Genomic DNA, 24,300 nt, shown 5'->3' with positions numbered 1-24,300 from the left:
AAATGTATAAAGCTCGCTATGGATGATTTTAAAGTAAAAGATATTTCCCAAGCTGATTTTGGAAGAAAAGAAATTTCTATCGCAGAAAGTGAAATGCCTGGTTTAATGGCATTAAGAGAAGAATATTCAAAAGAAAAGCCCTTAAAAGGCGCTAGAATTATTGGATGTCTCCATATGACTATCCAAACAGCAGTACTAATTGAGACATTAGTAGATCTTGGAGCAGAAGTAAGATGGTCATCTTGCAATATATTTTCTACACAAGACCATGCTGCAGCAGCAATAGCGAAAGCTGGAATTCCTGTTTATGCATGGAAAGGTGAAACGGAAGAAGAGTATTTATGGTGTATTAAACAAACAATAGTTGGAAAACCTGATTGGAAACCCAACATGTTATTAGATGATGGGGGAGATTTAACTGCTATCATGCACAATGAATACAAAGATTTAATGAAGGATATAAAAGGTGTTTCTGAGGAGACAACAACTGGAATTAAAGCATTAAATAAAATGGAGAAAGATAATTCTCTGTTAGTTCCTGCAATAAACGTTAATGACTCTGTAACGAAATCTAAATTTGATAATTTATATGGATGTAGAGAAAGTTTAGTTGACGGTATCAGAAGAGCTACTGATGTTATGATGTCGGGTAAAATTGCAATAGTTGCTGGTTTTGGTGACGTTGGAAAAGGAAGTGCCGCATCTTTAAGACAAAGTGGTGCTAGAGTTCTTGTTACCGAAGCAGATCCTATTTGTGCTCTTCAGGCAGCAATGGAAGGTTATGAAGTAGTTTTAATGGAAGAAGCTATTAGTAGAGCAGACATAGTTGTTACAGCAACTGGAAATAAAGATATAGTTACAGCTGATCACATGAGAGATATGAAAGATAGAGCAATCTTATGCAATATTGGACATTTCGACAATGAAATTCAAGTTGAGGCATTAAAAAATTATAAATGGACAGAAGTTAAGCCCCAAGTACATGAAATTGAATTGCCAAGTGGAAAAAGAATTATCCTTTTAGCCGAGGGAAGATTAGTTAATTTAGGTTGTGCAACAGGACACCCAAGTTTTGTAATGAGCGCATCTTTTACAAATCAAGTAATTGCCCAAATAGAACTTTGGCATAATCATAAAAATTATGAAAATAAAGTTTATGTTTTACCCAAGCACTTAGATGAAAAAGTAGCAACATTACATTTGAAAAAAGTTGGGGCTAAATTAACAAAATTATCAAAAGAACAAGCAGATTACATAAGTGTTGGAACAGAAGGCCCATTCAAACCAGATGCCTATCGCTATTAAAAATAGCAAGATCGATATAAGTTCAGAAGAAACAACAAAAGTTTTAGCAGAAAGTTTTAAAAATTTTTTGCAAGGTGGAGAGATTATATTTTTATACGGTGAAATGGGTGTGGGCAAAACTACATTTATAAAATATTTGATTAATGAATTTCAAAAAAGTTTAGATTTTCCAATTACAGAAGTTTCAAGTCCAACATTTAATTTATTAAATGAATATCAAGTAGGTCACAAGAAAATAAAACATTACGATTTATTCAGGATTAAAAATAAAAGAGATACTAATGATCTAAACATATTTGAAAAAGATAATAATTTAATTACTTTTGTTGAGTGGCCGGAGTTAGTTAGAGATATTCAGGAAAAAGTTATTGTATTAAGATTTAACTATGAAAATGAGCTAAATAATAGAAGTGTTGAAATCACAGGCATTGATTAAGAATATACTAGAATGAAAAATTCAAAAGATTTGCAAAAAATTAAAGGAGATGCATCATTTAGAGCATTTTATAGAAGTAAAAAAAATAACTCTATAGTTGTTTATGCAAAAAAAGAAAAAAAGAAGAATTTGTTAATTTATGATGCGGTCAACAAAATTTTAATAAAAAATAGAATTTCTGCACCAAATCTGATCAGCCATGATTATAAAAAAAACTTCATTGAAATTCAGGATTTTGGACATGTCTCATTATTTAAAATTTTAAAGAGTAAAAAAAATAAGTATTTATTTTTTAAAAATATTATTCACACACTTAATAAATTACAAAGTATAAAAACTAAAAAGATAAAAAATTTTTTAAATCAAAATTACAAACTTGAATTATATAAAAATAAAATTTTATTTAATGAAGCAAAATTATTTAGTGACTGGTATGTTGAAAAAAAATTAAATAAAAATAAATCTTTATTCAAAAAAAAATTTAAAAACGAGATAAATAAATTATTATCTAAACTTAATCATAAAAACGTTACTTTTGTACATAGGGATTTTCATGTTTCGAATTTAATGTATTTTAAAAATCAAATTAGCTTAATTGACAATCAGGACGCTCTCATTGGGAATAAAGCTTATGATTTAGCATCATTGATAGATGATGTTAGATTTAAAACAAACAATAGATTAAAAAAAAAAATTTTTAATTATTACATAAAAACCAATAAAAAAATTAACTCAATTAAATTTAAACAAGACTTTGAAATACTATCAGTTCTAAGAAATTTAAAAATCATTGGAATTTTCACAAGACTTGCTTACAGAGATCATAAAAAAAAATATATTCAATTAATCCCTTATGCTTGGGAAATGATAGATTACAGATTGAAACAGAATAAGATTTTTAAAGATTTAAAATTATTGTTAAAAAGTAATTTCCCAGAATTTGTCAATTAAATTATGAAAATAAATACAGCATTGATATTATGTGCAGGATACGGAAGAAGATTAAACCCAATAACATTAGATACACCCAAACCATTGTTAGAGTTACATAATGTAACAATGTTAGAAAAATGTATTCAATTAATTAAAAATTTGGGAATTAAAAAAATTTTAATAAATACGTTTTATTTAAAAGATCATTTTCCAAAATTTTTAAAAGATAAAAAATTTGATATTGATATTCAAATCATTGAGGATGGGAAAGAAATTTTAGATACTGGTGGTGGTATTTTAAATTTAATTAAGCAATCTAATGAAGATGATTTTATAGTTTTTAATCCTGATACTGTGTGGACAAAAGAATATGTTAGGGAAATTAATAAAATGGAAGAATTTTATTTTAATGAAAACTTAAAAAATAGTCTTTTGTTAGTTAACAAAAATTTAAGCTTCGATAAAAATTTTGAGGGTGACTTCAATTTAGTAAATAATCGAATTACTAAGGAATTAGAGAAAAATTATATATACACCGGTTGCCAAATATTAAGCAAAAAACTCTTTTTGAGTGAAACTATTGAAAAATTTTCAATTTCTAAAATTTGGAATGAATTAATTGATACAAGAGGTTTGTATGGATATGAAAGTAAACAAAATTTTTATCACTTAACTAATTTAGAAATTTTCAAAAAACTAAAAGATCTTTAGCTCTATCAGAATCTAAATATTTAGCACTCAAAACTTTTTTATCATTATTTAGTTTTATTAACAAAGGATTACCAGTTGGTATTTCTAATTTTGAGATTTCATCATTATCTAAATTAAACAGATATTTACAAAGAGCCCTGATTGAATTTCCATGTGCAGACATTAAAATATTTTTTTCATTTATAACTTCAATTTTCTTTTTATAAAAATCTATTACTCTCTCATAAGTGTCTTTAAGAGACTCTGTGCTAGGTATTTTATCTTGAGGAATATTTTTATAAATTTCTATATTTGATGGATGGTATGGATTTTCTTTATTAAGAGGATCAGGTCTTAAATCCCAAGACCTTCTAAACTGATGAACTTTATCTTCCCCTAGTTTCATTTTCATTTCATCTTTGTTAAGACCAGTAAGTGCACCATAATGCCTTTCATTTAATTCCCATGCCTTACTTGGAACAGTGTTGTCATCTAATTCACTTTGAATAATTTTTAACGTATTTTTGGCTCTTAATTGAACCGATGAGAAATAAATATCTATTGTTATGTTATTTTTATTAATTAATTGACCTGCTTTTTTTGCTTCAGATTTACCATTTTCTGTCAAATCAACATCTACCCAACCAGTGAATTTTTTTTCTAAATTCCAAACACTTTGACCGTGTCTGACTAAAATTAAATAACTCATGTGTTTATCTTTTAGAACAATTTGATAAATAAAACTATTACAATAATGATTAATATTTTTTCAAGATATAAGTTAATATTTTATTTTTTCAACTTTGTATTAATTTTTCTATATTTATTTCCTGGAAGTTTTTTAGGATGTTATCTATACGATGATTGCTTAAAACAACCACAAATAACCTCTGATTTTATAGTATCTTCAAATCATCTTTATGCATTTTTTATTCTTTCAGTAGTAGGATTTTTGACTTTCAAAAAAAGATCAGTATTTAAAATTTTAAGTATTTATTTAATTTCACTTTCAATAATTTTAGAACTTTTTCATTTTATAATTCCAGAGAGAAGTTTTGAATTATCTGATTTATTTGGGAATTTAATTGGTGTAATTATAGTAATCTTCTTAGGTTTTTTTTTAATAAAAAATGAGAATTATAAAAATTAGCTATATATTTTTTTTTCTCTTAGTTGGTTGTTCTTCAATACCAAAGAATGTATCTGATGGTTGTTCAATATTTAATGAAAGATATTTGTGGTACAAACACGCTAAAAAAACAGAAGCAAAGTGGGGCACACCTGTGTATTTGCAATTAGCTATTATAAAGATGGAGTCCAGCTTTGATTGGTTGGCAAAACCACCAAGACAAAAAATATTTAAAATTATTCCTTACAAAAGACCTTCCAGTTCTTTTGGATATTCTCAAGCGGTTAAAGGAACTTGGAAACAATATAAAGAAGAAACAGGTAATAAATTTGCAACAAGAACAAGATTTAAGGACAGCGTTGATTTTATTGGTTGGTACACAAATAAAACTGAAAAAATTTTAAAAGTTTCAAAGAAAGATGCTTTTAGACAATATGTTGCTTACCATGAGGGATGGGGGAATTACAAGAATTATAAAAAAAATAACAAGGTTATTAAGTTGGCTAAAAGAGTTGAGAAACAGTCAAATATTTATAAAAAACAATTATCAGATTGTAAAAATAAATTAAGTACAAGTAAGTATATTATTTTTTAATTTAATTGTTTTTTCAGCTCTATATCTACGGCATCAATCCGCTTAGTATTTTTTGCTAATGCTAAATACATTGTAGGAGTTACATATAGAGTAAAGAATGTTGATATAATCATTCCACCTAAAATAGTTGCTCCAACTGCTAATCTTGATCCTTCTCCAGCACCAGGACCTATATTTCCGATAACCAAAGGTATCATTGCAATCATAGTACTTAATGATGTCATTATTATAGGTCTTATTCTCAGCTTACATGCTTTCAATACTGCTTCTTGAATTTTAACACCTGTTGTTCTTATTTGGTTTGCGTAATCAACAATTAAAATACTATTCTTCGTTGAAATACCAATAAGAATAATCAGGGCAATTTGTGAAAATATATTTACTGAACTATTTAAAAATAAAATAAATACTAGACCTCCAAATACAGCTAAAGGAACTGTCAAAATAATTATGAAAGGGTGTACAAAAGAGTTAAACGTTGCTGCCATTACTAAATAAGCAGTCAACAAAGCTAAAGCAAAAATCAAATATATTTCATTTGTAGTTTCTTTCAATTCTTCTGATTTTCCTTTCCAAGTAATTTGGTTTTGAGGAGCAACTTTTAACATTATATCTTCTAAATATTTAACAGCTTCAGTTAGTGTATAATTTTCTGATAGTGCCGCTGAAATTGTAACAGCTCTTTGTCGATTGTATCTTGGTAGTGCCTCTGCAGTTCCTTTTTCCTCAAATTCCACAAGACTAGCTATTGAAACTAATTTTCCAGTTGTTTCGGATCTTACAAATATTTTTGACAATCCGTCTTGATCACGTCTATCAGCTAAATATTGTTGTAAGATTATTGGGTATTCCCTTCCTTCTTTACTGAAAGAAGTAACTCTCTTGCCTCCATATAGAGTCTCAAGAGTTCTACCTATATTTTCTGTAGATACACCTAGGTCATTAGCTCGATTTTTGTTTGTGATTAATTTAACTTCAGGTTTGTTTTTTGTGTAATCACTTTCAATTCTGAACATATTTCTATTTTTTCTTAATTCTCTTAGAACACTATTTTGAATATCTTCTAATTCTTCATAGCTTGTCCCATAAATAACCATCTGTACTGGTTTGTTGTAGTTTGAAACTCTTATTCCTTGTGGAGATATTGGAAATGCAAAAGTTTCTGGAACCGAAACCACTTGTCCAATAGCTTCTCTTAATACAGTTTGACTATTTTTTTCTCTATTTTTCCATTCATCAAGTAAAGCAATTATTATAAAAGTGTTATAAGACGTTGCGGATCTTCCAAATCCAGGAACCCTCATGATTAGTCTTTCATATGGGCTATCTTCTGTTTGCAATAATCTTAATATTCTTCCTTCAATTATCTGAGCCTTTTCTTGGGTATATTCAAATGAACTACCTTCATCTGTTGAACCTATTATTAAATAAGAACCTCTATCCTCCTTAGGTAATAATTCTTTTTTTGAAAAATTAAAAAGATAAGCAGATGCTACAATGATAAAAATTATAAATATCGAAATTGTTTTTTGTCTATTTATCCAGTACTTAAGTGTATCAATATAAAATTCAGTAAAAGATTTAAATTTATTATTAAATTTTTTAACTAAGAAATTAACTTTTTCTTTTTTATTTAAAAACTTACTTCCAAGCATTGGCGATAGAGTTAATGCAACAAAGGATGATACCACAATTGAAAATGATAGCGCTATGGCAGTCTCTTTAAATAAAGTTCCAGATATTCCTTTAATAAATATAAGGGGCAAGAAAACTGCAATTAAAATTAAAGTAGTTGCAATAATAGCAAAAGTAATTTGTTTAGAACCTTTATAAGCAGCAACCAGTGGTGTTTCACCATTTTCTATTCTAGTATAAATAGCATCTGTCATAATCACAGAATCATCAGTAATTATTCCTATTGCTAAAATAAAACTTAATAATACAAAAATATTTATTGAGAGATCAAAAATATATAATCCAAGAAATGAACCAATTAAACTAACAGGAAGAGCTACAGCTGGTACAATTACCGCTTTAAGATTTCCAAGAAAAAGATAAATAATTAAAACCACTAAAACAAAAGCAATAATTAAACTTTTGTAAACTTCTTCGATTGCAGCACCAATATATGTTGCTCTATTAAATGCTATTTCTAAACTTAGTCCATCTGGTAGTGACTTATTAAGTTCTTTTATTTTGGCTTTGATTTGATTAGACAACTCTACTGTTGAAGCGCCACTTTTAGCATAAATACCAATTCCAACAGTTTTTAGGTTTAGCGCATTTTTGCTTTGTGCTTTGAATAAAGTTTTTTCTGAAACTGGTCCAAATTCAATATTTGCTACATCAGAAAGTATTACTACTTTGTCTTTACTTTTTCTAAGAGGCAGTTGTTTTATAGTATCTATTTTTGAATAAGACTTATCTATATTTAAAGTTAAATCTTTATTATTCGCTTCTAACGTACCAGCAGGAATATTAAGATTTTCATTTCTTAAAGCTCTTTCAACCTCTTGAATTGTAAGGTTATTGGCTGCTAATTTAATAGGGTCTATCCAAACTCTTACACTAAGCTCTCTTAGTCCACCAACTAAAATTCTTCCAACATTTGGAACACTTGAAAAAGCATCTATCAAATATCTTTCGGCATAATCTCCAAGATCAAGATCATCCCATGTAGGAGATGTCAGTGCTACCCACATTGTAGTTGTGAAACCTGCTGCTTGTTTTAGAATTTGGGGTGGATTAGACTCGCTAGGTAAATTGTCAACAACACGAGCAACTCTTTCTCTAATATCATTCGCTGCATCGTCTAAATCAATATCTGTATTAAATTGTATATTAATTCTGCTTCGTCCATTCAAAGAACTAGAGTCGATATTTTTAATACCTTCTGCACCACCTATAACATCTTCTAGTTTTTGAGTTATTTCCTCATCAACAATTTCTGCTGATGCTGACTTATAATCTGTTTGAACTTGAACTACTGGAGGCTGTATTCCATCTGGAAGTTCTCGAACTGGTAGCTCCACAAAAACAAATATTCCAAAAATAATTAGAATTAAAGACATTACCCAAGCAACAACAGGTCGTTTAATACTAACTTCGGTTATATACATTTAATTATTTTTTTTCTTTTTCAGATTTTTTAAAAATATTTTTTAACCAATCAAATTTACCTTTTTTTTCCTCAGCTTTTTTGTCTCCCTTTTTTTTACCCCAACCAGAATTTCCTTGTTTTTTCTTTGCACCTTTTTCTATAGGTCTGATCGTTAAATTTGGTCTAACTTTTTTTGTACCCTCAGCAACAATTTTATCTCCTTTATTTAATCCATCTAAAATTTCTACAAATCCTAAATATCTATCACCTACAGTTACGTTTGTTTTCATTACTTTATTTTTCTCATCCACTTTATATATAAAAATGTTTTCACCTTCGACTATTGTGCTTGTATCAGGTGCACTTAAACCATCTCTAACATTGTATTTAATTGAAATTTCTAAAAATGAACCTGGTAAAATTTCTCCAGATTTATTATCCATTTTTATTCTTGTAGCTAATGATCTGGTGTCCTGACTTATTCTGCTTGCAAAGGAATCAACTTCACCTTTATAAATTTTATTTTTATATCCAGAAAACTTTATATCAACTGGTAAACCAACTTTTATAAATGGAACAAAAATTTCTGGTATATCAACATCGCAATACAGTGAGCTAGTATCTTCTAAATTAATTAATAAAGAAGATTTTGATACTTCTAAATCTTCAGAAAATTCTCTTTTTCCAATAACCCCAGCAAATTGAGCAATAATTTTCCTATTCTTAAGATTAGCAACAACATCACCTTTTTTAACTTTTTTATTAAAATCTATTGGCTTTAATATCTCATACTTTTCAACCTTAAATGACTGAGTTTTAACTGGTGCTGCTGTTCCGTATGTACTTATAACATTTTCAAAAGTTCTCTCTTGAGTTGTGGTTACTATTATTCCAGGAGGAGGTCTTTTACTAAATTTTTTCTTAAAATGATTTCCAATCATTGTTCTGCCAATAATCACTATGGCAATAATTAAAAAGAAGATGACGATTATACTCGTGATTTTAGTTGATGTTTTCATAATTTAAATTCTTCCATATTCTGACCAAGATCCATCATAAATGGTTGGAAGATATTTAGTATTAACTAAAGAATATGCAAGCGCTAAAACACATGCAGTAACACCAGATCCACAAGAAAAAACTAAATTTTCCTCAAAATTTTTTGATATTTCTTGAAATATTTTATTTAAATCCTCTTTATTTTTAAAAGTCTTATTTTCATTTATTACCTCTACAAAAGGTAAGCATACCGAATTTGGAATAGAACCACTTCTTACATTTTTCCTTGGATCTGGAGCTTTACCTTCAAATCTTTCTCTACTTCGCGCATCTACTACTTTGAATTCTTTTTTAGAAATATTTTGATCAATTAAGACTTTATTTTTTACGAGTTTAGATAATTCATTACTCTCATAGTTAGATTTATTTAAATTTGCTGAAATATTTGAGGTCTTTTTATTTTCACTTTTCCATTTTTTAAAACCACCATCAAGAACATTAACCAATTTTGGATCATGACCAAAATAAATAAAATTATACCAACCTCTGCATGAACTTATGACATTTGAATTATCATAAATTATAATTTGATCATCATTTGAAATTCCTAAGTCTGAAATTATTTCATTCCAAGCCATTAAGCTTGGAAGCATATGAGGAAGGTCTGTGTCTTGTTTTGAATTTTTATCTAAATCAAAAAAAATAGCATTTGGGATATGCTCTTTATCAAATTCATCTTGAGCATTTCTATTTTCAGCAGGCATATGCCAAGAACAATCAATTATCTTCACTTTGTCGAGATTTTTCTCTAGCCAATCTGTATCAACCAATGACATACTATCTTTTTTCTAGATACTTTTGGTGATACTCTTCTGCTGTACAATAGTTTTTAGTTAATGAAATTTTTGTTACTACCTGGCCAGATAATTTAATATTTTCTTTTTCTATCATCTTTTGTGCAATAGTTTTTTGATCATCGTTTGTATAAAAAATTTCACTTCTATACTGAGTTCCAAAGTCAGGACCTTGAGAATTTAATGTAGTAGGGTCATGAAATTTAAAAAAATGTTCAAGAATATTTTCGTAAGAAATTATATTTGGATCAAATTCTAACTTAACTACTTCAGCATGATTGGTTGTACCAGAACAAACTTCTTTATAATTTGTTTTGTAAGAGTTACCCCCACAATATCCTACTTCTGTCTTTGCAACACCATCAAGTTTGCTGAACTTTATTTCTGGTCCCCAAAAACATCCTAAACCTAAAATTGCTATTTCCATTGATAAATACCTTAATTAATCTAAGTTAATCACATGTTGTCAAAAAATCAATTGGGCTTTTTTTATATGTTTATATCTGTATGCGCTTTCTCGCTAATGGATTTAATTGTTAAATGGTCTGATGATTATCCAGTTGGGCAAGTTTTGTTTTTTAGAGGCTTTTGTGGAATAATCCCAATTTTATTTCTCATTCCTAAAGATCGGTATCTTGATTTCTATAAAACAACGAGACCTATACTTCATTTTAAAAGATGCTTAGCGGGACTTATAGCATTAGTTTCTATATTTGTTGCACTTAGAAATTTACCTTTGGCAACTGTTGTAAGTATTTCCTTTGCTGCACCAATTTTTATTACAATTTTTTCAATTTTTTTATTAAATGAAAAAGTTGGTTTATATAGATGGATGGCAGTGTTAGTTGGATTTTTAGGAATAATATTTATTACTGAGCCAGGATTTAGTTCTTTAAATGTGTATTATATTTATCCAATTATTTTTTGTTTAGGTCTTTCCTATGTAGCAATTGCTATAAGAAAATTATCATCAACCGAACCTGCCTGGTTGATCAGTTTTTTCTTTTCATTCTCGATAATGCTTTTAAGTTTTTTATCGTTTTATCAGGGATGGATCTTGCCAAGTTTACTTGATTTATTTTTGTTATCAATGGTTGGTATATTAGGTGGTCTTGCAAATTTATGGCTATCACAATCTTATAAATATTCAGAAGTTAGTTTGGTTTCTCCCTTAAAATATCTTGGATTAGTTTTTGCAATAATATTTGGATATTTTATTTGGAATGAAATACCAACTTCTAAAACTTTATTAGGTGCTTTATTAGTTATTGTTTCATCTATAATTATATTTAGAAGAGAAATGTATTTGAAAAAAAAACTATCTGTTTCACGTCATGAGTAAAACCCCATCATATTGGAATAAAGCAAAAAAGTATTTATCAAAAAAAGATAAAACTATGTCTTCTTTGATTAAAAAATATAAGTCACCATCAGAAACTGTTCTTACATCAAGGCGAGATGTTTTCTTTTCTCTTTGTAAAAGTATAATTGGTCAACAAATTAGTGTAGCTGCCGCTAACTCAGTTTTTTTAAAGTTTAAAAAAAAGTGTAAAAACAAAATTAATGCAAAAACAGTGAATAAATTATCAAGCTCTCAATTAAAGAGCTGTGGATTAAGCAGACAAAAAGTTAAGGGTATAAAAAGTTTAGCAGAACAAGTATTAAACAAAACATTTAATCCTAAAGTTATTGCAAGTATGTCTGATGAAGAAGCAATTATTTATTTATCTAAACTAAGACAAATAGGTAGATGGTCTGCTGAAATGATTTTATTATTTACTTATAATCGTCCTAATATATGGCCTGTGCAAGATATAGGACTTCTAAGAGCTATTTCAAAAAATTATAATAAAAAATATCTTCCACCAGAAAGCTATGTAAAATTATTGCAAAAAAGATTTTCCCCATATTGTTCTGTGGCCACATGGTATCTTTGGAGAAGTATAGATCCTGAGCCTATTCAATACTAAAAGCTTCGACTATCTGCAAGTTTCTTTCGGTAGTATCTTTTGCAAGCGACCAACCTTCTTGATATTCTTTAGAGTCATGACACTCCATGGCTTTTTCATAACTAGGAAATTCCCAAATTACTGTTCTTGGGTAAGTTTCTCCTTCTAAAGTATTAAACTTTCCACCTCTTACTAACGGTATACCTCCATAACTTTTGATTACACCTGTAACTTTCTCTCCGTATTTTTTAATATTTTCTTGGCTATCTATCTTTTTATACAAAGCAATCCAGTAAACTTTCATCATTTCTCCTTTTTAAATTTTTTTACATATGATACTAAACTTCATGGCCGATAAACTCATAATCACTTTTGATGAATATATAAAAATTGTTGAGAAACTAGCAATACAAATTCACAAGGAATACAAACCGACAGTTTTAATTGGAATAATGAGAGGTGCCGCACCAATTCTTGATATCTTATCCAGGATTTTAAAATTACCAATAGCCTACATTGTTATTCAAAGTTATTCAGGCGAAGGAATGGAAGATAAGCAAGGTGAACTTATGTTTGCTAGAGAAATAAGCTCATTAGCGAATAACGAGGATTTTAGTAAGGTTTTATTGATAGATGATCTTTCTGATACTGGTTTAACTTTAAATAAGAGTATTGAGTGGTTAAAAAATTATCCTCAAACAAAAGATTTTATAAAAGAAGTTAAAACTGCTTGTCTTTGGAAAAAGAAATCATCAACTTTCGAACCAGATTTTTGTCCAGTAAGACTAGATTCTGACCCATGGATTGTTCAGCCAACTGAACATTACGAGGAATTATCTATCGAAGAATTAATTAAAAGAAATTAGTTAACAGGGCTAGTAAACTAGCCCTGTTAAGATCTTATTTAACTTACAGCAAAACTTACAACACTAAGTATTGCAACTACCCATATTGCTGGAGAAGTGCTTGAAAACTTTCCAGTAAATATTTTAATTAATGCGTAAGAAACAAATGCTAGGGCAATTCCATTACTAATACTGTATGTTAACGGCATTGCTATCATTGCAAGTATTGCAGGAGCAGACTCAGAAATGTCGTTCCACTCAATATCTGTAATATTTCTTACAAAAAGAACAGACACAAAAAGTAGAGCTGCACCATCAATTTGTTTAGGTAAACTAGTTGCTAAAGGAGCAAAAAAGATACATGCTAAAAATAAAATACCTATTACAAGAGATGTCATTCCTGTTTTACCGCCTGCTTTTACACCGGCACCAGACTCAACATAACTTGTTACAGTAGTAGTCCCCATCATTGCACCTGCAACTGTTCCAACACTGTCAGATAACATTGCTTTATTGATATCTTGAACTTTTCCATCTTTACCAACTTTACCCGCAACGTTTGCAACAGAAGTTAAAGTTCCAGCCGTATCAAAGAAGTCGATAAACAATAAAGTAAAGATTACTGTAGACATACTAGCAGTCATTGCGGCAGACAGATCAAAATCAAAAAGATATGTCATTGGAGGAGGTGAGCTAGCTAAACCATTAAATTTAGCAAGTCCAGCAGCCCAAGCAATGATACTAAATACCAATATCCCTATGATGATGTTACCTTTTACATTCATTTTTTCTAAAACAATGATTGCTATAAAAGTTGCACATCCTAAAAGAACTAATGGATCTCCAAGATTACCTAACTTAACTAAAGTAACAGGATCATCTACAACTACTTCCATAATTTGTAATCCGATAATCGCTAAAAATAACCCTATACCTGCACCAATTCCTAATTTTAAACTTTTTGGAATAGAATTAATTAGCCATGCTCTTATGGGTGTTAAAGATATTATTAAGAATAACACACCTGCTACCAATACAGCACCAAGTGCTTCTTGAGGTGTGTACCCCATTCCCGCACATACACCGAATGCAACGAATGCGTTAATACCCATTCCGGGTGCAAGTCCTATTGGCCAAGTTTTTCCATAAAAAGCCATAATAAAACATGCTAAAGCTGTTGCTAAAATAGTAGCTGTATATACTGCGCCAAAATCAAAGAAACCTTTTTCGGGTCCGGCGAATTCTCCCGATAAGATAAATGGATTTAAAAACATTATATAAGCCATTGTTAAGAACGTTGTTGTTCCCGCTATGACTTCTGTTTTAAAATCTGTTTTGTGTTTTTTATAATTAAAATAATTATCAAGCATTTGTCCTCCTAATGTCTGATAATTATTTGATTCTATTGAATAATACTTTGAATAAGTCCATTTTATTCACAAAATTCAACCCACAAGTTTATATTTATGCCATATTTGTAATGGTAGTGTTGTTATATGAAAAATTTGCGAATTTTATTTATTACGTTTTTTATCTTTTTATTTGTTTCAGGGTGTCAAACAGTAAAGCAAAAAACTGATGCTGTTATAGAAAAAGAAAATAAAAAGTTGAGTGAATTTATTGGTCAATCAGCAAGTAAATTACAAATGGAACTTGGAAAACCTGATGAAGATTTTGAAAATGAAAAAGGTAATTTCATTTTTATTTATAATACCAAGAGGTATGGCTTTCCATGTGAGAGAAGATTTGAGATTAATCCAGATAAGATAGTAATTGGATTTGCTTCTAATGGATGTTTTTAGGTTTTACCTGCGAGGATAAATCCTCGCAAGTAAGGGTAAACTTATTTAATTTCTATAAGTTTTTTCTTTTTGTGTTCTGGGATAATTCTTTCACAAGATATTGTTAAAAGACCATCTTTAAGTTCAGCAGCATTAACTTTAACATCATCAGCAATAGTGAATGATCTTGCAAATTGTCTTTGAGAAATACCTTTATGAATTATTTCTCCATTAACTTCATTGTTTTCAGATTTATTAACTTGTTTTGTTCTTACCGTTAATAAATTATCTTCAAACTCAACCTCAACATCATTTTTATTAAAACCAGCTAATGCAACTTCAATTGCATAATTATCCTTACCAGTTTTTCTGATATTGTATGGGGGGTAGTTTGATTGCATTGTCAAACCTCCATTGCCCAACATACTTTCAAATTGCTCAAACATATCGTCAAAGCCAATTGAAAAAGGTCTTAGTGAGTTAAATATAGATAGATCCTTACTTGTCATAATATCCTCCTTTTTTAAGCAAGTTTATTTTATGCAAGCCCCATTAGGCGACTTACAAAGTGTATTTAGGTATGATTAAAAAAATTTCAATATATGAGAAATTAAATTTTTTCTGAAATTTTTAATGCAAATGCGTAGTCGAGTACAATTTCTTCTATTGCTCCATCTCTACCAGATTTACCTCCATGACCTGCATTCATCTCTGTTTTGAGAAGTAATAAATTATTATCAGTTTTATAGTCTCTAAGTTTAGCTGTAAATTTTGCAGGTTCATCAAACAAAACCCTGTTATCACTTAAACTAGTTGTTATTAGTATATGAGGATAATCCATTTTTTTTATATTATTATATGGAGCATATGAAAATATATAATCAAAGTGCTCTTTGTTTTCTTTAGCATTACCAAATTCATCAAATTCACCAACTGTAAGTGGTAAAGAATGATCAAGATTTGTAGTTAATGAATCAACAAAAGGAACAGCCATAATTATACCTAAAAATAATTCAGGAGCTTGATTAACAACAGCTCCCATTAATAAACCACCAGCAGATCCACCCATTCCGATTATTTTTCCTTTTGAGGTGTAGTTGTTTTCTATCAAATATTTTGCAGCGTAAATATAATCTTCAAACGTATTTTTTTTATTTGTTAATTTTCCTTCTTTCCACCATTTCATTCCTTTTTCCATTCCACCTCTAATGTGTGCAGTAGCCCAAATAATATTTCTATTTATTAAGCTCAGTCTTGTTGAGGAAAAACTTGGACTCATCGAACTACCATACGATCCGTATCCGTATAGTAACAAATTTGCTGTCCCATTTATTTTTGTATTTTTGTGTCTTGTAATCGTAAGTGGAACCATCCTTCCATCATGGGATTTAAACTCTATTCTCTCAACTATATAATCATCTATATTATGGCCTGATGGTATTTCTTGTTCTTTTACAAGTGTTTTAGATTTGGTTTTTAAATTGTATTTGTAAACTCTCGAAGGTGTTTTGGGTGAAGAATATGAAACATAAACCTCATCTGTGTCTCTATTTCTTTGAGTTAATGAAACACCAGGAACACACACTTTTTCGTCAGAAAAAATTAGTTCTTCTTCATTATTTGTTGAAGTATCAATAACAAACAATTTGTCCAAAGCATCTGACGTTTCGGATCTAATTATCCAGTTATTTAAAAATGAAAGTCCACCAATTAACACTTCTTTTTTTGCAGGAATAAATGTCTCCCAATTCTGATTTTCTAAAGTTTCTGAAATATCTATTTTAAAGTCCTCTGCATTTTTATTTGTATGATTATAAAATTTTCCATTCCATGAATTTACAGAGTAAAGAATTCCTTTTTCGCGTTTAATTATTAATTTTGGATTTGGTTTTATTTCATTAACATGAAAGTAATATTGCTCCGAAGTATTGTGATCTGAAGTGTTTATAAAATAATATTTTTCATCAGAACTTAATCCAATACTAACAGTGAAAGCTTCACTTTTTTCTTCAAAGATTAGTTCATCTTCACTTTCAAAATCTCCAATTTTATGTCTATAAATTTTTCTAGCTCTATGATTTTCATCTAACTTTGAATAAAAAAGATACTTATCATCTAAGCTAAAAATTATACTTCCTGATGTTTCTTTGATTTTTTTTGAAATTATTTTATTATTTTTAATATTTCTTACATAAATTGTATAATACTCAGAACCTTTGGTATCTAGTGAGTATCCAAGATATTGATCATTGTTACTAACCTCTAAATCTCCAACACCAAAATATTCAACATTTAATTTTTCTTTTTCTTTATCTCCATTCCAAATTTCTTCAATTTCTGACGAACCAATTTTTTTTCTTAATTTTATAGAGTAATTTCCTTTGGCAGTAGTCTTTGTCCAATACTCATATGAATGATCTTTAAAAGGTAAGCTTTCATCATCTAATTTTATTCTAGCTTTAATTTCATCAAATAATATTTTTTGAACATTTTTCGTATTTTTTAGATGATAATCAGTATATTCATTTTCATCTTCTAAATATTTTTTTACTTCTGGAAGAAGCTTAGTCTTGTCTTGCAAGACTTCTAAAATATTTTCTTGATGTATCCAGCTATAGTTATCTTCCCACTCCACATTGTGACAAGATTTTAGCTCTGGTTTTTTTTTTAGATATGGTACTTTCATTTTTAACTGGAAATATATGAATTTTATAATTTATACATTAATAATTTTAGTTGGTTTATATTTTTTATTAAGACTTTTTATTCAAGTTGCGTCAAAAAAAATATCCAAAGGTTTAAGATTATTCTTATTCATAGTTTTAATCATCTTTGCAGTTTTGTTTGCAATAGGAGGTAAATTTTTACTTACTTTGCCATTTACCCTTGCAAGTCTTGCTTTTTTAAAACTGAAAGGTATGTCAATTTTTCAATTAATTTCGTTGTATAGATTAATACAAACCTTAAGAAATTCTGGCAGATTTTCATTTAATAACACTGCATCAAATTTAAAAACAATGTCTACTGAAGAAGCGTATCGTATACTTAATTTAAATCCCTCAAAAAATTTAACTAAAGAGGATGTAAATAAAGCTTATATTAAAATACAAAAAAAAATTCATCCAGATATTTCACCTGAGACTTCAAGGTTGTCTACATTGGTAAATGAAGCAAAAGAAATAGTCCTAAATGATATCTGCTAAGATATGATTGAAATTAATTTATTAAGTATTTTTTGAGGATTAATTTTATCTTTACCTAGAGTACCATGAGTTACTTCATTAACATCATCAGGTAATATAGGATGCATTTTAGAACTGTAATTTCCATACATCAGAGGAGTATCTGCCATTAAAGTTATCGTTTCTATTCCAAGCGCTGAAGAAAGATGACTAAAGCTTGAGTCATTGCATATTGATACATTACAATTTTTAATAATTGGCAAACATTCATTTATCGATAAATTATCTAAGGATAGATAATTTTTTTTGAGATATGAACTTTTAATTTCATTTAAAATTTTTTGTTCCTCATCATTTTTGCCAGTTGCTAAAAAAAATTTACAATTTTTTTGCTCAGAAATTTCTTTCATTACTTTTATAAAAGTTTTAGCTGGAACTCTTTTTGTTGGGCCAGAACCACCGATGCCTAGAAGTATATTAAGATCATTTTTAGAAATGTTATATTTTTTAGCTGCTTCCACAACATTTGAATTACTAATTTGAATATTTGGATTATTTTTTACTTGAACACCGATTTTGTCAAAAATTAATTTATTTGATGCTTCTATCATATCTTGTCCTTTTTTCTGAAACAAAGGAAATTGATTTATTTCATTTATACCAGACAATTTTGCTATTATTGCAAATCTTAAGGAAGAGTTAAAAATAAAAACTTTATTAAAATTATACTTTTTTAATTCATTTGCTAATTTCAAGCCTCCAAAAAATCCACTATGTTCTAAATTATTAATATTATTATTTCTCTTTAAAATAATAATTTCATCTATGTAATCTGTTTGACCCAAATACTCTTTACATTTTGAATTTTCTTGAACAAGCAAACTTATTGGCGTATTAAATTTTTTAGATATTGCCTCTATAAAAGGTAAAAATATGATACTATCGCCAATTCCCATTCTATTTTGAACTGCTAAAATTTTCATATTTTTATTTATAAACTTTACTAATTATAATTTTTATATAAATTTTTACTATGAGTAAAATAAATGGAGTTTATGCCGCAAGCTTGTCATTGTTGAATGAAGATCTTACTCTTAATGTTGATAAAACTATTGCACATGTAGAATTGACTATTGATAATGGCTGTCACGGAGCTGCAATATTTGGTAGCACTGGACAAGCTCAATTAATTTCTGTTGCAGAAAAAATCAACTTTCTAAATAAATTATCAACAAATAAATATAAAGATAAATGTATTATTGGCACCGGATTGAACTCTTTGGGAGAAATAATAAATTTAATGAGAATTGCTATATCATTAAATTTTGAAAAATTTCTAATTATGCCGCCAGCATTTTATAAATATAGCGATGAGGATGTGTTTATATTTTATTCTAAAATAGTAGAATCCGTGCCGAAAGCTAAAATTATTTTATATAATTTTGAAAAACTTTCTGGATATAAATTCAGTGTTCAATGTGTAGAAAAGCTTGTTAAAAATTTTCCTGAGCAAATAGTTGGGGTAAAGGATAGTTCATATAATCTTTTTGAAAATTTAAAGTTAGATAACTTTTCAGTTATGCCAGGTTCTGAGTCAAAATTATTAAAGGGACTTGAGTTAGGATGCTCAGGTATAATTACTGCTACATGCAACGCAACATCCCTAATGGCGAGAAAGGTATATGATGATTTTTTAAATGGTAAAGATCAAGAGGTAAATACTAAACTTTGTGATGTGAGAGGTACGTTTGAAAAATATAATTTAATTTCTGGTTTACATACTTTTTTTAAGCATAAAGAAAGTATTTACGAAAATTTACTTCCTCCTTTAAGAATTCTGAATAAAGAGGAAGAATTTGATCTTTTAAATAATTTGGAGAAATTAGATTTTTCGTTTGAATCATCTATGGCAGCTTAATATGCAACTAGCAAGTTTCTTAAATAGTGTTTTTAAGAAAGATGGTTTTATCCTAGTTGATGCAAATTCTAAAAGTTATATAATTGGAAATCCTAAGAACGAAAATCCTATAAAAGTTAAAATATTAAATAAAAAACTTCATTATAAACTTTTATTTCATCCCGATCTATATTTTGGAGAAGCTTATACTGATGGAGAAATAATCATTGAGAATGGTAGTCTTACAGATTTTTTAGATTTGTCTTTAATGAATTTTGGTAGAGGAAATTTAAACTTTTTTAGTTACTTAATTAATAGATTGAGAGGATCGTACAGATATTTAACAAATTTTAATTTTATCAAAAAATCTAAAATGAATGTTTCACATCATTATGATATCAAAGATGATCTTTATGATTTATTCTTAGATCCTAAAAGACAATATTCATGTGCTTATTTCAAAAATGAAAATGATACTTTAGAGACTGCTCAAAATAATAAAATTCAGCATATAATTAAAAAATTAAATATTAAGTCAAATCAAAAAGTCCTTGATATTGGATGTGGGTGGGGATCTTTAGCAGTCGATATTGCAAAGTCAGCTAATTGTGAAGTAACTGGCATCACATTATCTGAGAATCAATTTAAATATTGTAAACAAAAAGCTAAAGAACTGAATTTAGAAAATCAATTAACATTTAAATTGATGGATTATAGGGAGCTGGATGAAAAATTTGATAGAATTGTAAGTGTTGGAATGTTTGAACATGTTGGAAGAAAATTTTACAAAAAGTTTTTCTCACAAGTTGAAAAACTTCTTAAAGATGATGGAGTTTCATTAATTCATACTATTGGATCAGTAAATCCCCCAAGAGACCCCCATCCGTGGATAACAAAATATATATTTCCAGGTGGTTATACACCCAGTTTAAGTGAAGTAACTACTCCAATTGAAAAAGCTGGCTTAATCGTTGCTGATATTGAGGTATTAAGAATGCATTATTCTCACACATTAAGAAATTGGAAAGAAAATTGCCTAAAGAACAAAGATAAAATTATTAATATGTTTGATGAGCGTTTTTTTAGAATGTGGGAATTTTATTTAGCAGGTTGTGAAATGGCTTTTAAATGGGGAGATCAAGTTGTATATCAGTTTCAACTTACTAAAAACTATACTTCAACACCTGTTACAAGAGACTATATTTATCAATAATTTATTGATAAATAATAAATTCCTTTAAATGAAAAAAATAAAAAAAAGAAAAAAAAAATCTATTAAAAAAAGTAAAAAAAAACCCAATCTAAAATCAAAAAAATCTAAAAAAATTTCTAGAGCGAATAATACAAAACCCAAGATTAATAAAAGCAATAAAATAAAAACTAAAAAAAAAAATAATTTAAAAGTTAGAACAAAAAAAAAAATTATCAAAAAGCCCAAAGAAAAAAGTTTCCTTTTAAAAATAATTAATTTTCAAAATTCACTTAAACCTGGATTTAAATTCAGAATAAATATTAATATAGAAAAATATATTCAGGCATTTTTTGATAAAATATCTGAAACAATTAATAATTATAAAGTTCTTAAAAAAGACGAGCAAAGAAGAATTAAACTTGAAAAACAGGAACAAGAAAGACAGGAAAAATTAGCCTTACAGCAAGAGAAGCAAAAAGAACAAGAATTAAAGCTAAAACTAAATGAACAAGTATTAAAAGAAGAAATTAGGTTAGAGAAACAAAGAACGAAAGAAATTAAATTATTCCTACGAAAAGAACAGGCTTTATTAAGAATTGAGCAAGCTGAAAAGCAAAAGAAATTTTTACAACAATTAAAATTAGAAAAACAAATTGAAAAATTTAGAGTAAGGGAAGTTAAAGAATTAGAAAAATTAGAAAAAATATCATTAAAAGAAAAAAGAGAAGATTACGTAGGACTTCAACAGAGAATTGAGAAGTTAAAAGAAAAATATCGAATAATCAGGGATCAAAAAATAAGAGAGAGGGTAGAGGCTTTAGGAGTTAAAATTCAAGGTGATGAAGATAGGGAAACATTACTAAAGAAAGAAAAAGAATACACTTTAGCAAGGCAAAAAATTGAGTTTGCTCTTGAAAGTTTTTACAGAAGTGCGAGTAGTTTAGTTTTCCAATTGAATAAAAGACACATCACAAGACACATGTCTATTTTTCGATGTATAGATAGAAGATTTGAAACAGGTGAAATATTTGTTAAGTGGGATGAGTCTCCTGATGAGGAATGGTTATTATTAATCTATATTAAAAATAATTCTCCTGATGAAGGTATAGTTATTGAAGATAAAACTAATCCTGAAAAAAATATCTCTCACGAATTTAAAAATAATGAAATATTCAAAGCTTCGGACACGATGGTGGACTCTTTAACCCAATTAATTGCAAGAAAAAGAGATAAAAATAACAATTAATAATTACATTTAATTTAAGTATTATTAGTTATGTTTTTTGGAATAATTGCAATGGTGATTTTGTATGTTCTGTTAAGCTATATACTTGCTTGGATCAGATATTTTAATAGTCAAGACGAAAGGTTAGGACAATCAACTTGGAGATGGAGTTATGATTATGAAGTTGATGGAGAAAGAGACATATCAGATTTGGATGACAAAAATTTTGTAAGATTAAGAAGAAAAAGAAATAAAATTATTACTCTTATGTATTCAGTAGTTTTAATTATGTTTATCCTCTCAATGTCTTTATTGAGTCAAATTTTGATATTTTTTCTTAATTAATTTTTTAATTGTTTTTTATTTTTCAAATACAAAAAATACGCAACTATTTCATATCCATATTTAAAAATTGTAAAGATGATAGGAAGTTTGAAAAAACTATATAAAAATTTATATTTTGGTATTCTCTTCCAAACATAAAGGAAAGCTTCTGCACCTTCAATTACTTGATCGTTTTCTTTAATGTGCAATCTTCTTAAAAGTTCTTTGTCATTTTTGGAAGTTTCTTTTTCTGCGTCTTTGTTATTCGTAATATCTATCCAATCAATATTTTCAATATTTTCTTTTTTATACATGTTGATTTCTGATCTGCAAATTTTGCAAGAGTTATTAAAATAAACTTTCATGGAAAATTATATTAACTTTAAAATTAAGCATGTAAATGCGCCAAATGATTAGTTGAAAATTAATAATAAAGCACTATCTAAACTGAGTGAGTAATTTTTTTGACAAATCTGATTTAACAAGAAAAGATGCCGATGCAATAGTATCTGATACATTACAAAATTGTGATGATGGTGAGCTATATTTGGAGGATACTAAATCCGAATCTATTTTATTAGATGATAATAAAATTAAAAGCTCAAACTATAGTTCAGATTTAGGTTTTGGATTTAGAGCAATTACGGGAGAGGTTGTTGCATATTCTCACTCTAATGAAATATCAAAAGATTCATTAAAAAAATCTTCTGAAAATTTAAAATCTACACTTAAGTCTATGAAAGGTACTTATAATCAAGATATTTCAAGATCTAATAAAAAATTTTATCAGGATATTAATCCCATAGAGCAAAAAACATTAAATTCGAAATTAGAAGTATTAAATAAAGTAAATGAGTATCTAAGAAAAAAAGATCAATCTGTAAAACAAGTTACCACGAGTTTTGCAGGTGAACAAAAATCTATCGAGATTATAAGATCAGGTGGTGAAGTATTAACTGATGTACGACCATTAATTAGATTTAATGTATCTGTGATGTTAGAAAAAAATGGAAGAAAAGAAACTGGCGTTTATGGAATAGGTGGAAGACAGTCTTATGATGAATATCTAAAAAATGACAATTGGAAAACTGTATGTGAGGAAGCATTTAGAATTGCGTCAGTAAATTTAGAAAGTAAACCTGCTCCAGCAGGAGAAATGAAAGTTGTTTTAGGACCTGGATGGCCAGCAATTTTAATACATGAAGCTATTGGACATGGTTTAGAGGGAGACTTTAATAGAAAAAAAACTTCTGCATTTCATGATCTTATGGGCCAAAAAGTTGCCAGTGAGGGAGTTACGATTGTTGATGATGGAACAATTGACAATAGAAGAGGTAGCTTAACTATTGATGATGAAGGTACACCAACAGAAAAAACAGTATTGATTGAAAATGGGATATTAAAGAATTTTATGCAAGATAGATTAAATGCTAGATTGATGAATACCAAATCGACTGGCTCAGGAAGAAGAGAAAATTATAGACACGTTGTTTTGCCAAGAATGAGAAATACAATGATGTTGAGTGGAAATCAAACTCAAGAAGAAATGATCAAATCAGTAAACAAAGGAATTTTTGCAGTAAGTTTTGGAGGAGGACAAGTTGATATTACATCTGGAAAATTTGTATTTAATTGTACTGAGGCATATGAAATTAATAACGGAAAGATTGGTTCACCGATAAAGGGAGCCACATTAATAGGAGATGGTCCTTCAATTTTAAAAGAGGTTTCTATGGTTGGAAACGATATGATGTTAGATCCTGGTATAGGAACTTGTGGTAAAGCTGGACAAGGTGTTCCTGTTGGAGTTGCCCAACCTTCAATCTTAATTGACAAAATGACAGTTGGTGGGACAAAACTTTAA

27 protein-coding genes are annotated in these 24,300 nt (G+C 28.4%); 16 read left to right on the top strand and 11 right to left on the bottom strand.

From position 1 onward, the window contains the following. Nucleotides 1–18 precede the first annotated feature (18 nt). The 4 genes from ahcY to ACTTBK_RS05620 are packed head-to-tail and all read left to right on the top strand — an operon-like array spanning nt 19 to nt 3,385. Nucleotides 19–1,305, top strand: a complete 1,287-nt coding sequence (gene ahcY / locus ACTTBK_RS05635; protein WP_440619022.1) for an adenosylhomocysteinase — start codon at nt 19–21, stop codon at nt 1,303–1,305. After that, nucleotides 1,289–1,741, top strand: coding sequence for a tRNA (adenosine(37)-N6)-threonylcarbamoyltransferase complex ATPase subunit type 1 TsaE (gene tsaE, locus ACTTBK_RS05630; protein ID WP_440619021.1), 453 nt, complete (start codon nt 1,289–1,291; stop codon nt 1,739–1,741). The genes ahcY and tsaE overlap by 17 nt, the downstream gene beginning before the upstream one ends. A gap of 12 nt (nt 1,742–1,753) precedes the next feature. Continuing rightward, nucleotides 1,754–2,692 carry a phosphotransferase gene (locus ACTTBK_RS05625; RefSeq protein WP_440619019.1) on the top strand — a complete coding sequence of 313 codons (939 nt, stop codon included), beginning with the start codon at nt 1,754–1,756 and terminating at the stop codon, nt 2,690–2,692. A 3-nt stretch (nt 2,693–2,695) separates the two neighbouring features. Further along, entirely contained in the window at nt 2,696–3,385 is a 690-nt protein-coding gene (locus ACTTBK_RS05620; RefSeq protein ID WP_440619018.1) for a sugar phosphate nucleotidyltransferase, read from the top strand. On the opposite strand, the gene ACTTBK_RS05615 is transcribed toward ACTTBK_RS05620, so the two are convergent. Beyond that, nucleotides 3,363–4,073, bottom strand: a complete 711-nt coding sequence (locus ACTTBK_RS05615; RefSeq protein WP_440619016.1) for a 2,3-bisphosphoglycerate-dependent phosphoglycerate mutase — start codon at nt 4,071–4,073, stop codon at nt 3,363–3,365. The two genes, ACTTBK_RS05620 and ACTTBK_RS05615, sit on opposite strands and share 23 nt — an antisense overlap. A 45-nt stretch (nt 4,074–4,118) precedes the next feature. On the opposite strand from ACTTBK_RS05615, the gene ACTTBK_RS05610 reads away from it, so the two are divergent. After that, a complete protein-coding gene (locus ACTTBK_RS05610; protein ID WP_440619015.1) occupies nt 4,119–4,514 on the top strand; it encodes a hypothetical protein in 396 nt (131 codons plus the stop codon). Next, complete coding sequence (locus ACTTBK_RS05605; RefSeq protein WP_440619014.1) at nt 4,495–5,088, top strand: transglycosylase SLT domain-containing protein; 594 nt, start codon at nt 4,495–4,497, stop codon at nt 5,086–5,088. Before ACTTBK_RS05610 ends, ACTTBK_RS05605 begins: the two co-directional genes overlap by 20 nt. Here the strand turns inward: ACTTBK_RS05605 and ACTTBK_RS05600 are convergent. Genes ACTTBK_RS05600 through msrA form a run of 4 tightly spaced genes read right to left on the bottom strand, consistent with a single transcriptional unit; the run spans nt 5,085 to nt 10,468 of the window. Next, nucleotides 5,085–8,207, bottom strand: a complete 3,123-nt coding sequence (locus ACTTBK_RS05600) for an efflux RND transporter permease subunit (protein WP_440619013.1) — start codon at nt 8,205–8,207, stop codon at nt 5,085–5,087. The genes ACTTBK_RS05605 and ACTTBK_RS05600 overlap by 4 nt on opposite strands. A gap of 4 nt (nt 8,208–8,211) precedes the next feature. Then, nucleotides 8,212–9,207, bottom strand: coding sequence for an efflux RND transporter periplasmic adaptor subunit (locus tag ACTTBK_RS05595; protein ID WP_440619012.1), 996 nt, complete (start codon nt 9,205–9,207; stop codon nt 8,212–8,214). A 3-nt stretch (nt 9,208–9,210) separates the two neighbouring features. Next, nucleotides 9,211–10,023 carry a rhodanese-like domain-containing protein gene (locus ACTTBK_RS05590; protein WP_440619010.1) on the bottom strand — a complete coding sequence of 271 codons (813 nt, stop codon included), beginning with the start codon at nt 10,021–10,023 and terminating at the stop codon, nt 9,211–9,213. A gap of 1 nt (nt 10,024) precedes the next feature. After that, nucleotides 10,025–10,468, bottom strand: coding sequence for a peptide-methionine (S)-S-oxide reductase MsrA (msrA, locus tag ACTTBK_RS05585; RefSeq protein WP_440619009.1), 444 nt, complete (start codon nt 10,466–10,468; stop codon nt 10,025–10,027). A gap of 33 nt (nt 10,469–10,501) precedes the next feature. Here msrA and ACTTBK_RS05580 point away from each other — a divergent pair, with 33 nt between their 5' ends. Continuing rightward, nucleotides 10,502–11,383 (top strand): DMT family transporter, encoded by an 882-nt coding sequence (locus tag ACTTBK_RS05580; RefSeq protein WP_440619007.1) that lies wholly within the window; start codon nt 10,502–10,504, stop codon nt 11,381–11,383. Beyond that, the gene (locus ACTTBK_RS05575) at nt 11,376–12,011 is read left to right on the top strand and encodes a DNA-3-methyladenine glycosylase family protein (protein WP_440619006.1); all 636 of its coding nucleotides are present in this window, start codon (nt 11,376–11,378) and stop codon (nt 12,009–12,011) included. The genes ACTTBK_RS05580 and ACTTBK_RS05575 overlap by 8 nt, the downstream gene beginning before the upstream one ends. Here ACTTBK_RS05575 and ACTTBK_RS05570 read toward each other — a convergent pair. After that, nucleotides 11,998–12,294, bottom strand: a complete 297-nt coding sequence (locus ACTTBK_RS05570; RefSeq protein WP_440619481.1) for a DUF1330 domain-containing protein — start codon at nt 12,292–12,294, stop codon at nt 11,998–12,000. The genes ACTTBK_RS05575 and ACTTBK_RS05570 overlap by 14 nt on opposite strands. Nucleotides 12,295–12,337: 43 nt before the next feature. On the opposite strand from ACTTBK_RS05570, the gene ACTTBK_RS05565 reads away from it, so the two are divergent. Further along, on the top strand, nt 12,338–12,856 hold the full coding sequence (locus tag ACTTBK_RS05565; protein WP_440619005.1) for a phosphoribosyltransferase: 519 nt from the start codon (nt 12,338–12,340) through the stop codon (nt 12,854–12,856). Between the two features lie 38 nt (nt 12,857–12,894). Here ACTTBK_RS05565 and ACTTBK_RS05560 read toward each other — a convergent pair whose 3' ends face one another. Then, nucleotides 12,895–14,205, bottom strand: a complete 1,311-nt coding sequence (locus ACTTBK_RS05560; protein WP_075506462.1) for an NCS2 family permease — start codon at nt 14,203–14,205, stop codon at nt 12,895–12,897. Nucleotides 14,206–14,331: 126 nt separating this feature from the next. Here ACTTBK_RS05560 and ACTTBK_RS05555 point away from each other — a divergent pair, with 126 nt between their 5' ends. Then, on the top strand, nt 14,332–14,637 hold the full coding sequence (locus tag ACTTBK_RS05555; RefSeq protein WP_440619004.1) for a hypothetical protein: 306 nt from the start codon (nt 14,332–14,334) through the stop codon (nt 14,635–14,637). A 41-nt stretch (nt 14,638–14,678) separates the two neighbouring features. On the opposite strand, the gene ACTTBK_RS05550 is transcribed toward ACTTBK_RS05555, so the two are convergent. Both ACTTBK_RS05550 and ACTTBK_RS05545 read right to left on the bottom strand, forming a co-directional pair. Next, nucleotides 14,679–15,125, bottom strand: coding sequence for an Hsp20 family protein (locus ACTTBK_RS05550; RefSeq protein ID WP_440619003.1), 447 nt, complete (start codon nt 15,123–15,125; stop codon nt 14,679–14,681). A 101-nt stretch (nt 15,126–15,226) separates the two neighbouring features. Further along, nucleotides 15,227–17,302 carry a S9 family peptidase gene (locus ACTTBK_RS05545; protein ID WP_440619002.1) on the bottom strand — a complete coding sequence of 692 codons (2,076 nt, stop codon included), beginning with the start codon at nt 17,300–17,302 and terminating at the stop codon, nt 15,227–15,229. 16 nt (nt 17,303–17,318) lie between these two features. On the opposite strand from ACTTBK_RS05545, the gene ACTTBK_RS05540 reads away from it, so the two are divergent. Further along, nucleotides 17,319–17,819 carry a J domain-containing protein gene (locus ACTTBK_RS05540; RefSeq protein ID WP_440619001.1) on the top strand — a complete coding sequence of 167 codons (501 nt, stop codon included), beginning with the start codon at nt 17,319–17,321 and terminating at the stop codon, nt 17,817–17,819. On the opposite strand, the gene ACTTBK_RS05535 is transcribed toward ACTTBK_RS05540, so the two are convergent. Further along, nucleotides 17,816–18,781: a glycosyltransferase family 9 protein gene (locus tag ACTTBK_RS05535; protein WP_440619000.1), complete on the bottom strand. Its 966-nt coding sequence runs from the start codon at nt 18,779–18,781 to the stop codon at nt 17,816–17,818. The genes ACTTBK_RS05540 and ACTTBK_RS05535 overlap by 4 nt on opposite strands. A gap of 50 nt (nt 18,782–18,831) precedes the next feature. Here ACTTBK_RS05535 and ACTTBK_RS05530 point away from each other — a divergent pair, with 50 nt between their 5' ends. Genes ACTTBK_RS05530 through ACTTBK_RS05515 form a run of 4 tightly spaced genes read left to right on the top strand, consistent with a single transcriptional unit; the run spans nt 18,832 to nt 22,457 of the window. Next, a complete protein-coding gene (locus ACTTBK_RS05530; RefSeq protein ID WP_440618999.1) occupies nt 18,832–19,716 on the top strand; it encodes a dihydrodipicolinate synthase family protein in 885 nt (294 codons plus the stop codon). A gap of 1 nt (nt 19,717) precedes the next feature. Then, nucleotides 19,718–20,908, top strand: a complete 1,191-nt coding sequence (locus ACTTBK_RS05525; RefSeq protein WP_440618997.1) for a class I SAM-dependent methyltransferase — start codon at nt 19,718–19,720, stop codon at nt 20,906–20,908. Nucleotides 20,909–20,936: 28 nt separating this feature from the next. After that, the gene (locus ACTTBK_RS05520; protein WP_440618996.1) at nt 20,937–22,133 is read left to right on the top strand and encodes a hypothetical protein; all 1,197 of its coding nucleotides are present in this window, start codon (nt 20,937–20,939) and stop codon (nt 22,131–22,133) included. 30 nt (nt 22,134–22,163) lie between these two features. Beyond that, entirely contained in the window at nt 22,164–22,457 is a 294-nt protein-coding gene (locus ACTTBK_RS05515; RefSeq protein ID WP_440618995.1) for a hypothetical protein, read from the top strand. On the opposite strand, the gene ACTTBK_RS05510 is transcribed toward ACTTBK_RS05515, so the two are convergent. Continuing rightward, nucleotides 22,454–22,801 carry a DCC1-like thiol-disulfide oxidoreductase family protein gene (locus ACTTBK_RS05510; RefSeq protein ID WP_440618994.1) on the bottom strand — a complete coding sequence of 116 codons (348 nt, stop codon included), beginning with the start codon at nt 22,799–22,801 and terminating at the stop codon, nt 22,454–22,456. The two genes, ACTTBK_RS05515 and ACTTBK_RS05510, sit on opposite strands and share 4 nt — an antisense overlap. Nucleotides 22,802–22,887: 86 nt before the next feature. On the opposite strand from ACTTBK_RS05510, the gene ACTTBK_RS05505 reads away from it, so the two are divergent. Then, a complete protein-coding gene (locus ACTTBK_RS05505; RefSeq protein WP_440618993.1) occupies nt 22,888–24,300 on the top strand; it encodes a TldD/PmbA family protein in 1,413 nt (470 codons plus the stop codon).

Source organism: Candidatus Pelagibacter sp. HIMB1493, from assembly GCF_052047995.1.
In the GTDB taxonomy this organism is placed as follows: Bacteria; Pseudomonadota; Alphaproteobacteria; order Pelagibacterales; family Pelagibacteraceae; genus Pelagibacter.
Note: the sequence above shows the minus strand (reverse complement) of the source record. Positions and strands in the feature narration are given on the sequence as shown.